Source organism: Buttiauxella sp. BIGb0471 (assembly GCF_024807715.1).
In the GTDB taxonomy this organism is placed as follows: domain Bacteria; phylum Pseudomonadota; class Gammaproteobacteria; order Enterobacterales; family Enterobacteriaceae; genus Buttiauxella; species Buttiauxella agrestis.
Window position 1 is genome coordinate 105,555 of record NZ_JANUEU010000002.1, and the last position, 14,276, is coordinate 119,830.

The 14,276-nt window shown below is 50.1% G+C and carries 12 protein-coding genes and 6 tRNA genes; 1 reads left to right on the plus strand and 17 read right to left on the minus strand.

Features of this window, described 5'->3' with window-relative positions; genetic code table 11:
• Window positions 1–26 precede the first annotated feature (26 nt).
• The 9 genes from M2371_RS07030 to miaB all read right to left on the minus strand — a co-directional run bounded on the left by M2371_RS07030 (window position 27) and on the right by miaB (window position 9,321).
• Entirely contained in the window at window positions 27–752 is a 726-nt protein-coding gene (locus M2371_RS07030; protein ID WP_034494013.1) for an amino acid ABC transporter ATP-binding protein, read from the minus strand.
• Window positions 752–1,426: a glutamate/aspartate ABC transporter permease GltK gene (gltK, locus tag M2371_RS07035; RefSeq protein ID WP_034494015.1), complete on the minus strand. Its 675-nt coding sequence runs from the start codon at window positions 1,424–1,426 to the stop codon at window positions 752–754. Before gltK ends, M2371_RS07030 begins: the two co-directional genes overlap by 1 nt.
• 2 nt (window positions 1,427–1,428) lie before the next feature.
• Complete coding sequence (locus M2371_RS07040; RefSeq protein WP_115630154.1) at window positions 1,429–2,169, minus strand: amino acid ABC transporter permease; 741 nt, start codon at window positions 2,167–2,169, stop codon at window positions 1,429–1,431.
• Between the two features lie 201 nt (window positions 2,170–2,370).
• Window positions 2,371–3,282, minus strand: a complete 912-nt coding sequence (locus tag M2371_RS07045) for an amino acid ABC transporter substrate-binding protein (RefSeq protein WP_172588703.1) — start codon at window positions 3,280–3,282, stop codon at window positions 2,371–2,373.
• A gap of 358 nt (window positions 3,283–3,640) precedes the next feature.
• Window positions 3,641–5,182, minus strand: a complete 1,542-nt coding sequence (lnt, locus tag M2371_RS07050; protein ID WP_259267332.1) for an apolipoprotein N-acyltransferase — start codon at window positions 5,180–5,182, stop codon at window positions 3,641–3,643.
• Between the two features lie 7 nt (window positions 5,183–5,189).
• The gene (corC, locus tag M2371_RS07055) at window positions 5,190–6,068 is read right to left on the minus strand and encodes a CNNM family magnesium/cobalt transport protein CorC (protein ID WP_034494022.1); all 879 of its coding nucleotides are present in this window, start codon (window positions 6,066–6,068) and stop codon (window positions 5,190–5,192) included.
• A gap of 100 nt (window positions 6,069–6,168) precedes the next feature.
• Window positions 6,169–6,636, minus strand: a complete 468-nt coding sequence (ybeY, locus tag M2371_RS07060; RefSeq protein WP_034494024.1) for an rRNA maturation RNase YbeY — start codon at window positions 6,634–6,636, stop codon at window positions 6,169–6,171.
• On the minus strand, window positions 6,633–7,694 hold the full coding sequence (locus tag M2371_RS07065) for a PhoH family protein (protein ID WP_259267333.1): 1,062 nt from the start codon (window positions 7,692–7,694) through the stop codon (window positions 6,633–6,635). The genes ybeY and M2371_RS07065 overlap by 4 nt, the downstream gene beginning before the upstream one ends.
• 199 nt (window positions 7,695–7,893) lie before the next feature.
• Window positions 7,894–9,321, minus strand: coding sequence for a tRNA (N6-isopentenyl adenosine(37)-C2)-methylthiotransferase MiaB (miaB, locus tag M2371_RS07070; RefSeq protein WP_034494027.1), 1,428 nt, complete (start codon window positions 9,319–9,321; stop codon window positions 7,894–7,896).
• Between the two features lie 135 nt (window positions 9,322–9,456).
• Here miaB and ubiF point away from each other — a divergent pair, with 135 nt between their 5' ends.
• Window positions 9,457–10,632, plus strand: a complete 1,176-nt coding sequence (gene ubiF / locus M2371_RS07075; RefSeq protein WP_259267334.1) for a 3-demethoxyubiquinol 3-hydroxylase — start codon at window positions 9,457–9,459, stop codon at window positions 10,630–10,632.
• Between the two features lie 112 nt (window positions 10,633–10,744).
• Here ubiF and M2371_RS07080 read toward each other — a convergent pair.
• The 8 genes from M2371_RS07080 to M2371_RS07115 all read right to left on the minus strand — a co-directional run bounded on the left by M2371_RS07080 (window position 10,745) and on the right by M2371_RS07115 (window position 14,272).
• A tRNA-Gln gene (locus tag M2371_RS07080) sits at window positions 10,745–10,819 on the minus strand.
• A 6-nt stretch (window positions 10,820–10,825) separates the two neighbouring features.
• Window positions 10,826–10,902 (minus strand) — tRNA-Met (locus M2371_RS07085).
• Between the two features lie 23 nt (window positions 10,903–10,925).
• Window positions 10,926–11,000: transfer RNA gene (locus tag M2371_RS07090), tRNA-Gln, on the minus strand.
• Between the two features lie 55 nt (window positions 11,001–11,055).
• A tRNA-Gln gene (locus tag M2371_RS07095) sits at window positions 11,056–11,130 on the minus strand.
• A 19-nt stretch (window positions 11,131–11,149) separates the two neighbouring features.
• Window positions 11,150–11,234: transfer RNA gene (locus M2371_RS07100), tRNA-Leu, on the minus strand.
• Window positions 11,235–11,250: 16 nt separating this feature from the next.
• A tRNA-Met gene (locus M2371_RS07105) sits at window positions 11,251–11,327 on the minus strand.
• A 250-nt stretch (window positions 11,328–11,577) separates the two neighbouring features.
• Entirely contained in the window at window positions 11,578–13,242 is a 1,665-nt protein-coding gene (gene asnB / locus M2371_RS07110; protein ID WP_115630141.1) for an asparagine synthase B, read from the minus strand.
• Between the two features lie 277 nt (window positions 13,243–13,519).
• Complete coding sequence (locus tag M2371_RS07115) at window positions 13,520–14,272, minus strand: HAD-IIA family hydrolase (RefSeq protein WP_034494033.1); 753 nt, start codon at window positions 14,270–14,272, stop codon at window positions 13,520–13,522.
• Between the last annotated feature and the right edge of the window lie 4 nt (window positions 14,273–14,276).

Here is a 14,276-nt window from a genome sequence, read left to right on the forward strand (position 1 = left end):
ATCACGTTGTGCAGGCATTTCTACGATTAGTGCAGGATTTTCGCCAGGAAGTCTTTCGCACGTTCGGACTGTGGATTATTGAAGAAATCCTCTTTGTTAGAGTCTTCGACAATTTTCCCTTCATCCATAAAGATCACGCGGTTCGCCACTTTACGGGCAAAGCCCATCTCGTGCGTCACCACCATCATTGTCATCCCTTCGTGTGCCAGCTCCACCATAACGTCCAACACTTCGTTGATCATCTCAGGGTCAAGTGCTGAGGTTGGTTCATCAAACAACATCGCTACCGGGTCCATACACAACGCACGCGCAATGGCGACACGCTGCTGCTGGCCGCCGGACAGCTGTGCCGGGAATTTGTCGGCATGGGCCGTCAGCCCAACACGCTCCAGCAGTTTCAGACCTTTTTTACGCGATTCGTCTTTGTTGCGTTTCAGCACTTTCACCTGCGCTAACGTCAGGTTTTCAATAATCGACAAATGTGGAAACAGCTCAAAGTGTTGGAACACCATACCGACGTGCGAGCGTAACTCAGCCAGATTGGTTTTCTTATTATTCACCTGGGTGCCGTTCACCACAATTTCGCCTTTCTGCACAGGCTCCAGCCCATTCACAGTTTTAATCAGCGTTGATTTACCCGAGCCAGACGGTCCGCAAACCACCACGACTTCGCCCTTTTTCACTTCTGTTGAGCAGTCGGTTAGCACCTGAAAGTGGCCATACCATTTAGAAACATTTTTCAGGGAGATCATTACACAGTCCTTTTCTTCAAATAGCTGACCAAAAGCGAAGCGCTCAAACTGATTGCGAAATACACGGCACCGGCGAACAAGATCATTTCAACCTGGGTCCCGTCGCGCTCGCCAATCGTCGATGCGGTACGGAAGAAATCAGCCAGGCTCAACACATAAACCAGCGATGTATCCTGGAACAGTACGATGCCTTGAGTAAGCAGCAACGGCACCATGGCGCGGAATGCTTGCGGCAGGATGATCAATTTCATTGACTGCCAGTGCGTCATTCCCAAAGCCAGCGCGGCGTTGGACTGCCCACGCGAAACGCTCTGAATACCCGCGCGGATAATCTCTGAATAGTAAGCGGCTTCAAACATAGAAAAAGCCACCATCGCGGAAATTAATCGAATGTCGGTCTGTGGTGAAAGCCCCAATACTTTCTGCAAGAATCCAGGCACCACCAGGTAGAACCACAGCAAAACCATGACGAGCGGAATAGAACGGAAAACGTTGACGTACGCACTGGCAAACCAGGCGACGGGCTTAATCGGTGACAGGCGCATCACCGCGAGCAGCGTTCCCCACACAATACCGAAGATAACCGCCGTCACCGTGATCTTCAGGGTGATGATCAGCCCCTGCATCAGGTAAGGCATGGCGGGAAGAATGGACGTCCAGTCAAAATCGTACATTATTATTTGCCTCCCATATTGCCAGGCAGGCGAACTTTGCGTTCAACCACATACATCACCAACATAATCACGGCGTTAATCAGCACATACGCCAGCGTGATGGCAGTAAAGGATTCATAGGCGTGCGCGGAATAATCCAGCAATTTACCCGCCTGAGCGGCCATGTCGACCAGACCAATGGTTGAAGCGATGGCCGAGTTTTTCACCAGGTTCATCATTTCAGATGTCATTGGCGGCACAATCACGCGGTAGGCATTCGGCAACAGAACATAACGATAGGCTTGCGGCAACGTGAGGCCCATCGCCAGTGCAGCATTTTTCTGCCCGCGTGGCAGCGATTGAATCGCGGCGCGAACCTGTTCACAAACACGAGCGGCGGTAAACAAGCCAAGGCAAATCATCGACGACAAGAAGAATTGGACATTCGGGTCGAGTTCAGACTTAAACCACATGCCGAGATTTTCGGGCAGTAACTCAGGCACCACTAAGTACCATGTAAAGAACTGCACGATAAGCGGCACGTTACGGAAGAGTTCAACATACAGCGTGCCCATCCCCGACAACCATTTGTTCGGGACAGTACGCAAGATGCCGAATAATGATCCGACGAGGAAAGCGATGATCCATGCGCAGATGGACAGGGCGACGGTGACCTGGAAACCATTCCAGATCCAGCCCAAATAGGTGGTGTTGCCGAACGGGGCGGGCTGTAGAAATATTCCCCAGTTCCAGTCTATAGACATAACGTACTCCAAGAAAAAATTGAGGGTAGCGAGTTACGCTACCCTCGAAGATTGATGAGAAGCTTGTACCCCTATTTCAGGTCGTTGCCTGAAATTTTGGGTACTTTCACGCCGGATGGGGAACGGCCATCCAACGCATAGTCTGTCCGAGCTTCAGTTCGTCAATCGGGAGGGCTGGGTCATCCCGGCCCCTGGTTCTAGTTAGTTGAGTGCTTTATCGTTTGGTTCTTTGAACAGCGCTTTCATGTCGTCAGACAGAGCGAAGTTCATGTTGATGTTTTTCGGTGGAATTGGATTCATAAACCACTTATCAAACCATTTCGCCGCTTCACCAGAAGTCTGTGCCTGAGCGATGGTGTCATCCATCAGCTTCTTAAACTCTGGGTCGTCTTTACGCAGCATACAGCCGTAGGCTTCGCGGGATTGCGGAGTGCCAAGAATTTCCCAGTTATCCTGTTTCTTCGCTTTAGCACGTTCTCCCGCCAGCAGAGCATCATCCATCATAAAGGCAACTGCGCGACCGCTTTCCAGAGTACGGAACGAGTCACCGTGGTCTTTGGCGCTGATAATGCGCATGTCCATTTTCTTCTCTTCGTTCAGCTTGTTGAGCAGAACTTCAGAAGTGGTACCCGAAGTCACAACGACCGCTTTACCTTTCAGGTCAGCGAAATCTTTGATCGGGCCGCCTTTCTTAACCAGCAAACGCGTACCGACGACGAAGATAGTGTCAGAGAATGAGGCTTGTTTCTGGCGCTCGAGGTTGTTAGTGGTGGAACCACACTCAAAATCAAAGGTGCCGTTTTGCAGCAATGGAATACGGTTTTGTGAAGTAATCGGGATCAACTTAACGTGCAGGTCAGGCTTGTTGAGTTTTTTCTTCACGGCTTCAACGATAGCGTTGGAGTAATCCTGAGAATAGCCGACCACTTTCTGTTGGTTATCGTAGTAGGAGAAAGGAACGGAAGACTCACGGTGGCCGACCACAATAACGCCGTTAGCAGCGATTTTCTCAAGAGTACCTTGTTGAGCCGCCGGTTTAGCATCTTCGGCATGTGCGATACCTGCACCTAAACCTAATACCAGCAACGCTGAGGTTAGTTTACGTAATTGCATTACCAACTCCTTTTTTATGCCACAGGGCATTGATACCTGATGTGTGTTGTTTGTTTTTGTGTGTTACTAAAACAGGGTGAAACTTGTTCTTTTGTTAACATTTAACCTAGCTGAATGTAAAGATTTTGCTATCCAGATGTTTGTTTTTGCGAAGCGTGCCGCACCGTTTAAAGGCAAAAATGTTCCGTTGCACTACTTTGGTGCTCGTAATGTCATTGTTTGGTGCAGCTCAATGCTTCGTGCTGTCCATAGGGCGCAGGCTCAGCATTTTGTAGGCTTCTGAGGGATAATTATTTGCAAAGGTTGTGCCAGAAATGAAAAAGGCCAGCAATGGCTGGCCTGTTTAGGTGATGCAGAATCAGGATTTACGACGGGTACGCAATGCCAGCAGAACAGAGGCAAAGCCGAATATCAACGTCAGCCCCCAAAGCGGCCAGTCGCCAAAACGGGCATATGGCGTAATACCGCGCGTTGGCGTGACCTTCGCTTCCAGAACCTGACGAGTAAACTGCGGGATCATCGCATCAATATCGCCATTAGCGTTAATGACCGCAGTAATTCCGTTATTGGTGCTGCGCAACAGTGGGCGACCCAATTCCAGCGAACGCATACGCGCCATCTGGAAATGCTGCCACGGGCCAATAGACTTGCCGAACCATGCATCGTTTGAAATGGTCAGCAGGAAATCGGTGTCCGGGCGGAAGTTATCGCGCACCTGTTCGCCAAGGATGATTTCATAGCAAATCGCTGGCGTGAGCTTGATGCCGTTGGAAGAAAGCTGCGGCTGTAAATATGGCCCACGGCTGAATGACGACATCGGCAAATCAAAGAAGGGAGCCAGCGGGCGCAGGATAGATTCCAGCGGAACAAACTCACCAAACGGCACCAGGTGATTCTTGTTGTAACGGTCGGCGCTGTTGTAGCTGTACTGATTACCTTCACCGAGTGTGATAATGGTGTTGTAGGTATCGTAGCGATTCTGCTTATTCAAACGCGCATCAACAATACCGGTGATCAATGAGCTGTGCTTAGAGCGCAGCAGGTCGTCCATCATCGTCAGGAATTGCTGCTGGTTTATCTCAAGATCCGGGATGGCAGATTCAGGCCAGATAATCAGCTGGGATTTACCCATCTGCGGCTGAGTTTTATCGAGATAAATTTTCAGCGTATTCAGCAGCTGGTTCTCATCCCATTTCAGAGATTGCGGAATATCGCCCTGAACCATCGCGACATCTACAGTGCGCTCAGTTTGCGGCTGATACCATTGAATTGAGCGCAACGGCCATGGCAGGAGCAGCAGGGCCGCGGCAATCACCGCCGGACGCCAGTTACGTTCGTGCAGAGCAAACACCAACAGACCGCTAATAATCATCAGCAGGAAGGTGACACTTTCGACGCCCAGAATCGGCGCGATGCCTTTTAGCGGGCCGTCAATCTGGCTATAGCCAAACTGGAGCCACGGGAAGCCGGTTAACACCCAACCGCGCAGGAACTCGGTGAGTTGCCATAACATCGGAGCGGCAATGGCGACGCGCCACCACGTTGTTTTTGGGCAAAGCTTACTGAGGAATCCGCCAAACAAACCGGTGTATAACGAGAGATAAGCGGCAAGCAAGACGACCAAAAAGACGTTAATTGGGCCTGGCATACCGCCAAACTGCGCGATACTGACATATACCCAGTTAATGCCTGAGCCAAATAGCCCCAGTCCCCAGAAGAAACCAATCCACGCACTTTGAATCGCACGACGATTAAGAGTCAGCCCCTGAAGCCCTGCTAAAGAAATTATCGCAGCAGGCCAAAAATCGTAAGGGGAGAAAGCCAGCGTTCCGCAGGCACCAAAAAGCAGCGCCAGCAGCAGACGCACGCGCTGGCGTTGAAGGAGTAGGGCTATAGCCATCTTTGAATTAATCTTCCAGTTTCGGTTGCGGCGAGTCGTCCGGAATTCTGACATGAACCTGAATCACGCGGCGGCTATCTGCCATCGCGACTTTGAACTGATAACCATCTATTTCAATGGTTTCGCCACGAGCAGGTAGGTGGCCAAAGGCCTGCATAACGAGTCCACCAATGGTGTCCACTTCATCATCATTGAAATGGGTAGCAAAGGTGTCGTTGAAATCTTCGATTGATGCCAGGGCGCGAACCGTCCAGGTATGACGGCTGAGCTGGCGGAAATCGCCGTCTTCTTCGTCGTCGTACTCATCTTCGATTTCCCCGACAATCAGCTCGAGAATATCTTCGATGGTGACAAGCCCGGAGACACCGCCAAACTCATCAATCACTATCGCCATGTGGTAGCGCTGCTGACGAAACTCTTTGAGCATCCGGTCAACACGCTTACTTTCCGGCACAACAACTGCCTGTCGTAACACTTTTTCCATGCTAAATGGCTCAGTATCGCTGCGCATAAACGGCAGCAAATCTTTAGCCATCAGAATCCCTTCGATATGATCTTTGTCTTCACTGATCACCGGGAAGCGGGAGTGTGCGGATTCGATGATCACATCGAGGCATTCGTCCAGCGTCTGGTTGTGTTTGAGCGTTACCATTTGAGAGCGAGGGATCATGATGTCGCGGACGCGTTGGTCTGCGATATCCATGACGCCTTCGAGCATGTCGCGGGTATCTTGATCGATAAGATCGTTTTGCTCAGAATCACGGATGAGTGTCAGCAGATCGTCACGGTTTTTAGGTTCACCGTGGAATAGCTGGTTGAGAATCAGGGAAAAGAATCCCTTCTTACTGGCAGGTGTGTCACTGTTTTGGGAATTGTCGTCGCTCATGGCGTTAGGTTTGTGGCCCCTCGGTTAATTAATAGATAGCAGGCAGTTAATGGCTCGCTGCCTGCGCTTGATGCGTTACGGTAATCATTTACCGTAGCGACTATTCTTTCTCGGCAATGTACGGATCAGCATACCCAAGAGCAAGCATTATCTCTGTTTCCAGGGATTCCATCTCTTCGGCTTCTTCATCTTCAATATGATCATAACCAAGCAGATGCAAACTGCCATGGATGACCATATGCGCCCAATGTGCATCCAGCGGTTTTTGTTGTTCTTTCGCTTCTTGTTCCACGACTTGACGACAAATAATCAGATCGCCCAGTAACGGAAGTTCAATACCTGGAGGGGCTTCAAACGGGAACGAAAGCACATTTGTGGATTTATCTTTCCCACGGTAAGTGAGGTTCAGATCGTGGCTTTCAGCGTCGTCAACCAGGCGAATCGTAACTTCTGATTCTTCCTGGAATTGCGGAATGACCGCATCAAGCCATGTCTGAAATTGTACTTCCGTTGGCAAGCCGCTTGCTTCTTCACATGCGACCTGTAAATCCAAAATCACCTGACTCATTTACTCTCCTGGGCGGCGGCGTTTATCGCCATCGCTTCTCGCTTGCGAACTGCAGCGAGTTCATCTTTACGAACCTGTTCAGCGTTTTCCCACGCTTCATAGGCATTTACAATACGTGCCACAACCGGGTGGCGGACAACGTCTTCACTATTAAGGAAGTTAAAGCTGATTTCATCGACTTCGGCCAGAACTTCAATGGCGTGGCGCAGGCCTGATTTCAGATTTTTTGGCAGGTCGATTTGGGTCACGTCGCCGGTAATCACCGCTTTGGAGTTAAAACCAATACGCGTCAGGAACATCTTCATCTGTTCGATGGTGGTGTTCTGGCTTTCATCCAAAATGATGAACGCGTCGTTAAGCGTGCGGCCACGCATATAAGCCAGCGGAGCGACTTCAATCACGTTGCGTTCTATGAGTTTCTCAACGCGCTCAAAGCCGAGCATTTCAAACAAAGCGTCATATAACGGGCGCAAATAAGGGTCAACTTTCTGGCTTAAATCTCCTGGCAGGAAACCGAGCTTTTCACCGGCTTCAACCGCTGGGCGGGTCAGCAAAATACGGCGAATATCCTGACGTTCCAGCGCATCCACAGCTGCTGCAACCGCGAGGTAAGTTTTACCCGTGCCCGCAGGGCCAACGCCGAAAGTAATGTCGTGGTCCAGAATGTTCGCGATGTATTGCGCCTGGTTCGGCGTACGCGGCTTGATAACACCACGTTTAGTTTTGATATTTACCGCTTTACCGTATTCAGGAACACTTTCCGCAGACTGTTCAAGAACGCGTATTTCTTTTATGGCGAGGTGAATTTGCTCAGGCGTGATGTCCTGAATTTCGCCACGCATTGGTGCGGTATCAACATACAGATTGCGCAGAATATCTGCGGCTGCATTGACCAGAATCGGGCGACCCGTGAGCTTGAATTGATAGTCACGACGGTTTATCTCGATCCCCAGACGACGTTCAAGCTGCTTGATGTTGTCATCAAATGGGCCACACAGGCTTAGCAGACGCGCATTGTCTGCGGGTTCTAGCGTAATTTCACGTGTTTCGATATTCAAACTTATCCTCGGGGTCGCAAAGGGCCAGTTGAAGGTGTCGCTGCAAGAGTGCAGGCCATAAAAAGATTATTTACGGCGAGGGCTGATGGCGCAAGCCTGCTTTTCGATATTTGGGTGGAGGCTTCCGAATGCAAGTGCAAACAATGAAAATGCCCATGGTGTCACGGCGTTAGCGAACCCACGGGCATTGAGGGGAGAACTACGGCTGATAAATCCCTACGCCGATTTCGTTCTCTTTACGTGTGCGGGCAATCACTGACTCTGGAGATTGCGCAATACGCAGCCCCATCTCATCTTCGGTGCGTACGACTTTTCCGCGTAGGGAGTTGTTCGTCGCAACCTCAGTGATTTCCACATCAACAAATTTACCGATCATATCCGGGGAGCCTTCAAAGTTCACGCCGCGGTTGTGTTCGGAACGTCCAGTCAGCTCCATAATGTTTCTGCGTGAGGTGCCTTCGACAAGGACACGCTGAATGGTGCCAACCATCTTACGGCTATATTCCATGGCCTGTTGGTTGATACGCTCTTGCAGAATATAGAGGCGCTGCAATTTCTCTTTTTCTGGCACGTCATCCACCATATCGGCGGCAGGTGTACCCGGGCGAGAAGAAAAGACGAAGCTGTAGCTCACGTCAAAATTCACATCGCCAATAACCTTCATAGTTTGCTCGAAGTCCTGCTGGGTTTCCCCAGGGAAGCCGACGATAAAGTCAGAGCTAATCTGGATGTCAGGACGAACCGCCCGCAGCTTGCGGATAATCGATTTGTATTCCAGTGCTGTATGGGTACGCCCCATCAGATTTAATACGCGATCGGAGCCACATTGAATAGGCAGGTGCAGGAAGCTCACCAACTCAGGTGTATCACGATAAACTTCGATGATATCGTCAGTAAATTCAATTGGATGGCTGGTGGTGAAACGAATGCGGTCAATACCGTCAATCGCAGCCACCAGGCGCAACAATTCAGCGAAGGAACAGATGCCGCCATCGAAAGATGGGCCACGATAAGCATTCACATTCTGGCCGAGTAAGTTAACTTCACGTACACCTTGTGCGGCGAGCTGTGCGATTTCAAACAACACATCATCACATGGGCGGTTCACTTCCTCACCGCGGGTATAAGGCACCACGCAGTAAGTACAATACTTGTTGCAGCCTTCCATAATAGAAACGAATGCTGTCGGGCCATCCGCTTTTGGCTCAGGCAGACGGTCAAACTTCTCGATTTCCGGGAAGCTAACATCAACGATTGGGCTGCGGTTGCCACTCACTTTATTGATCATTTCCGGCAGGCGGTGCAACGTCTGCGGCCCGAAAACGATATCAACATAGTGTGCACGGCTACGAATCAGCTTGCCTTCCTGGGAAGCAACGCAGCCGCCAACGCCAATAATGATATTGGGATTTTTGCGCTTTAAGAGTTTCCAGCGGCCAAGCAGATGGAACACTTTTTCCTGGGCTTTTTCACGGATAGAGCAGGTATTGAGCAGCAATACATCAGCTTCTTTTGGGTTATCCGTAAGCGTATAGCCATGCGTGCTATTCAGCAGATCGGCCATCTTCGATGAATCGTATTCGTTCATCTGACAGCCCCAGGTTTTGATATGGAGTTTTTTTGTCATCGACTTGCCATTGCTCAGTTAAAGCCAGGAATTCAGGCGGCGTATTGTAATGCTTTGGCCTTGATGTGACCAGCCTACGAAACTTGCGTAAAAATCCGGTAGAATCAGCATAGACAATTTAAGGACAAAATCATCATGTTGAACCAGTCAATTGACGTCGCGATAGTCGGCGGAGGCATGGTCGGTGCGGCCGCAGCTCTTGGTCTCGCGCAAAATGGTTTCCGGGTCGCGGTGATTGAGCATCAGGCTCCGGCAGTCTTTGACGCAACAAGCCAACCCGATGTGCGTATTTCGGCTATCAGTAGTGCGTCGGTCGGGTTGCTGAAATCCCTTGGCGTTTGGGATGCGATTCGCTCAATGCGCAGCCATGCTTATCGCCAGCTCGAAACCTGGGAATGGGAAAGTGCTCATGTGAGCTTTAAGGCACAGGAGCTTGGGTTGCCGGAACTTGGCTATATGGTTGAGAACTCGGTGCTGCAACTCGCGCTGTGGCAGGCGCTGGAGGCACATTCTAACGTCACATTACTCTGTCCGGCGCAACTGGCCGGTATGCACGGCGAGGCGGGGCAGTGGACGCTTCAGTTCGCTGATGAACAGACTTTGACGGTGCCGTTGGTGATTGGCGCAGATGGCGCGAATTCGCAGGTTCGTCGCTGGGCGGGAATCGGTATTCATGCCTGGGAATATCGGCAGTCTTGCATGTTGATTACCGTGAAGTGCGAGCATTCTCCAGGAGACAGCACCTGGCAGCATTTTACGCCGAGCGGGCCGCATGCGTTTTTACCGTTATTTGATCATTGGGCTTCGTTGGTGTGGTATGACTCACCGGCTCGAATTCGCCAGTTGCAGAATATGACGATGCCGCAATTGCAAAAAGCGATTGAAACGAGCTTCCCTCAACGTTTAGGAAAAGTCACTCCGGTTGCCTGCGGCGCATTCCCGCTGACGCGCCGCCATGCATTGCAGTATACGCAGCAAGGTCTGGCGCTGATTGGTGATGCCGCTCATACCATTCACCCGTTAGCCGGGCAGGGCGTTAATCTCGGTTATCGCGATGTGGAAGCATTGCTTGATGTGATGATTAATGCGCGTAGTTATGGCGAAAACTGGGCGCAAGCGCACGTATTAAAACGCTACCAGACACGCAGGCAGGCAGATAATTTCCTGATGCAAAGTGGCATGGATCTTTTCTATGCGGGATTCAGCAACAGTTTAGGGCCACTGCGGGTGATTCGTAACCTGGGCCTTATGGCAGCCGAGCGCGGTGGAGTGCTTAAACGTCAGGCGTTGAAGTATGCGTTAGGGTTATAAGTCGACAGTTTTTCGTCGGTCGGATTAGCGTTAGCGACATCCGACTGCAATTCAGATGAGATTATCCAAACGCAGAAAAGCAAAAAGCTCGCCGAAGCGAGCTTTTCATTTTTGGCTGGGGTACGAGGATTCGAACCTCGGAATGCTGGTATCAGAAACCAGAGCCTTACCGCTTGGCGATACCCCAAAAATATGGTGGCTACTACGGGAATCGAACCTGTGACCCCATCATTATGAGTGATGTGCTCTAACCAGCTGAGCTAAGTAGCCTAATTTTAAAACTTTTCTTCGACTGGCTGGGGTACCTGGATTCGAACCAGGGAATGCCGGTATCAAAAACCGGTGCCTTACCGCTTGGCGATACCCCAACTTAGGGCGCACAAAAGTAACGTGCTATGTCGAAAACTGCTATATCAAAAAAATTGGCTGGGGTACCTGGATTCGAACCAGGGAATGCCGGTATCAAAAACCGGTGCCTTACCGCTTGGCGATACCCCATCCGTGCAACGCGTTAAAATGGTGCGGGAGGCGAGACTTGAACTCGCACACCTTGCGGCGCCAGAACCTAAATCTGGTGCGTCTACCAATTTCGCCACTCCCGCGCTAAAAAAAGAATAATGGTGGCTACTACGGGAATCGAACCTGTGACCCCATCATTATGAGTGATGTGCTCTAACCAGCTGAGCTAAGTAGCCTTCTTTTTTCTGCGTAACCTTATCGGCGTTGCGGGGCGCATTATGCGTAGTTGGCCTTCTAGCGTCAACAATTTTTTCCCGAAAATTGGCGTAAATTGTCTGTTTGATTAGCTTACGAACAGCTTGATGCAATATTCGTCAATTATCGGTTATTTCGTGGTTTTATCTGAGGGAAAAGCCCGGATAAGCGGTGAGGAATCTTGCAGAAACAAAAACGGGCCCGCAGGCCCGTGTCATTAATTTTGTTCGCTTATTTGTAAGCTGACTGGTGAACACCCACCGCACGGCCTGATGGATCATTCATTGTTTTGAACGCTTCATCCCATTCAATGGCCTTAGCAGAAGAACAGGCAACAGATGGGCCACCAGGAACGCAATGGGCAGCACTTGGCAGTGGGAATAACTCTTCAAAGATTTCACGATACAAATACGCTTCTTTAGAACCTGGCGTGTTGTATGGGAAACGATAGCTTGCGGTTTCCAGTTGTTGATCGGTGACCTGAGCCGCAGCCACTTCTTTTAACGTGTCAATCCAGCTGTAACCTACACCATCAGAGAATTGCTCTTTCTGACGCCATGCAACGCTTGCTGGCAGATAGGATTCAAAACATTCACGCAGGATATGTTTTTCCATTTTGCCGTTGCCGCACATTTTGTCTTTCGGGTTGATGCGCATCGCGACATCAAGGAATTTCTTATCCAGGAATGGTACGCGAGCTTCCACGCCCCAGGCTGACATCGCTTTGTTAGCACGAGCGCAGTCAAACATATGCAGCGATTGCAGCTTACGTACGGTTTCTTCGTGCAGCTCTTTATCGTTTGGCGCTTTATGGAAGTACAGGTAGCCGCCAAACACTTCGTCAGAACCTTCACCAGACAGCACCATTTTAATGCCCATCGCTTTGATTTTACGGGACATCAAATACATTGGAGTGGAGGCGCGGATTGTGGTCACATCGTAAGTTTCGATGTGATAGATAACGTCACGAATCGCATCCAGACCTTCTTGCACTGTGAAATGGATTTCGTGGTGAACGGTACCCAGATGGTTTGCCACCTCTTGCGCAGCTATCAGATCGGGCGAACCGACCAGACCGACCGCAAAGGAGTGCAGCTGCGGCCACCAGGCTTCAGAGCGTTCTTCATCTTCTACACGGCGGGCGGCAAATTTCTTGGTGATAGCGGAGATAACAGATGAATCCAGACCACCAGAGAGCAAAACACCGTACGGTACGTCAGACATCAGATGGCTTTTTACGGAATCTTCCAGTGCCTGACGCAATTCGTTTTTGTCAGTAACGTTGTCTTTGACCGCATCATATTCAAACCAGTCACGCTGGTAATAACTGCGGATTTCACCGTCTTTGCTCCACAGGTAACTACCTGCCGGGAATTCTTTGATGGTACGACAAACCGGCACCAGCGCCTTCATTTCAGAAGCCACATACATGTTGCCGTGTTCGTCATGGCCCATATACAACGGGATGATGCCGATATGGTCGCGGCCAATCAGGTAAGCGTCCTGCACTTCGTCATACAGAACGAAAGCAAACATGCCTTGCAGGTCATCCAGAAACTCTGGGCCTTTCTCCTGATAAAGCGCCAGGATAACTTCGCAGTCAGAACCGGTCTGGAATTCGTAACGGTCGCCGTATTCCGCGCGCAGGGCCTGATGGTTGTAGATTTCGCCGTTAACCGCTAATGCGTGAGTTTTTGCTTTGTTGTAAAGCGGCTGAGCGCCTGCGTTTACATCAACAATAGAGAGACGTTCGTGAGAAAGGATGGCTTTTTCATGTGCATAAACACCGGACCAGTCTGGGCCGCGGTGGCGCATCAGGCGAGATAACTCGAGCGCTTTCTTACGCAATTCGACCGCATCGGTCTTGATATCCAGAACACCAAAAATTGAACACATAGAACTCTCTCCGTAATGCTTCTTTGAGCCATTAAATTGTATTGTTGCATTGCATGAATATGAAAATGCGCAATCATTGACGGGAATGCAAGTCCTTTAGTCTTTAAGGGATAAATAGTTCAATGGTGATTATTGATTACTGAAAAATGATAATGAAATAAGCGCAATTATTAGCGGATCGACAATTTTTGATGAAATCGCCAGGCAGGCGTTCAGAGAGAAGAGAAAAGAGTGTTGAATCGGCAAAACGCCCGGCGAAAACCGGGCGAATCATTAATTAGATGATATCGACTTCTGCAACCGACGGGTAAATCCAGGAAGGGCGGAACGGCATGGCATCAATGTCGTTTAATGTTGAAACACCCGAAAGCACCAGAATGGTTTCCAGGCCAGCCTGGAAGCCAGCAAGAATATCGGTACGCAGGTTATCGCCAACAATCACGGTATGTTCCGAATGCGCCTGCATTTTATTGAGGGCAGCGCGAATGATCCATGGGCTTGGCTTGCCGACGCAGAACGGTTTGCGGCCGGAAATTTTCTCTATACCGGCGCAGAGCGCACCACAAGCCGGATAATAACCACGGCCATGGGTGTCGGGGTTAGTCGCAATAAAGCGTGCGCCATTCGCCACAAAATAAGCGGCTTTGTGCATCATTTCCCAGTTATAGGAACGTGTCTCGCCAACAATAACAAAGTCTGGGTTGATGTCAGTGATAGTGAAGCCTGCTTTATACAGCTCATGAATCAATGCACCTTCACCTACCACGTAGGCTTTTTTCCCTTCCTGGCGACGCAAGAAATCGGCAGTTGCCATTGCTGAGGTATAAAAAACGCTATCCGGGACATCAATACCGGCAGAAGCAAAACGGTTTGCCAGATCCTGCCCTGTTTGCGACGGGTAATTCGTCAGCAGGACGAGCGGCATACCCTTTTCCATGATGCGGCCCAGGAATTCATTCGCACCGGGTACGGCTACGTTGTCGTGCATCAGCACGCCGTCAATATCACAAATTACATTCTGAATGGTCATTGAT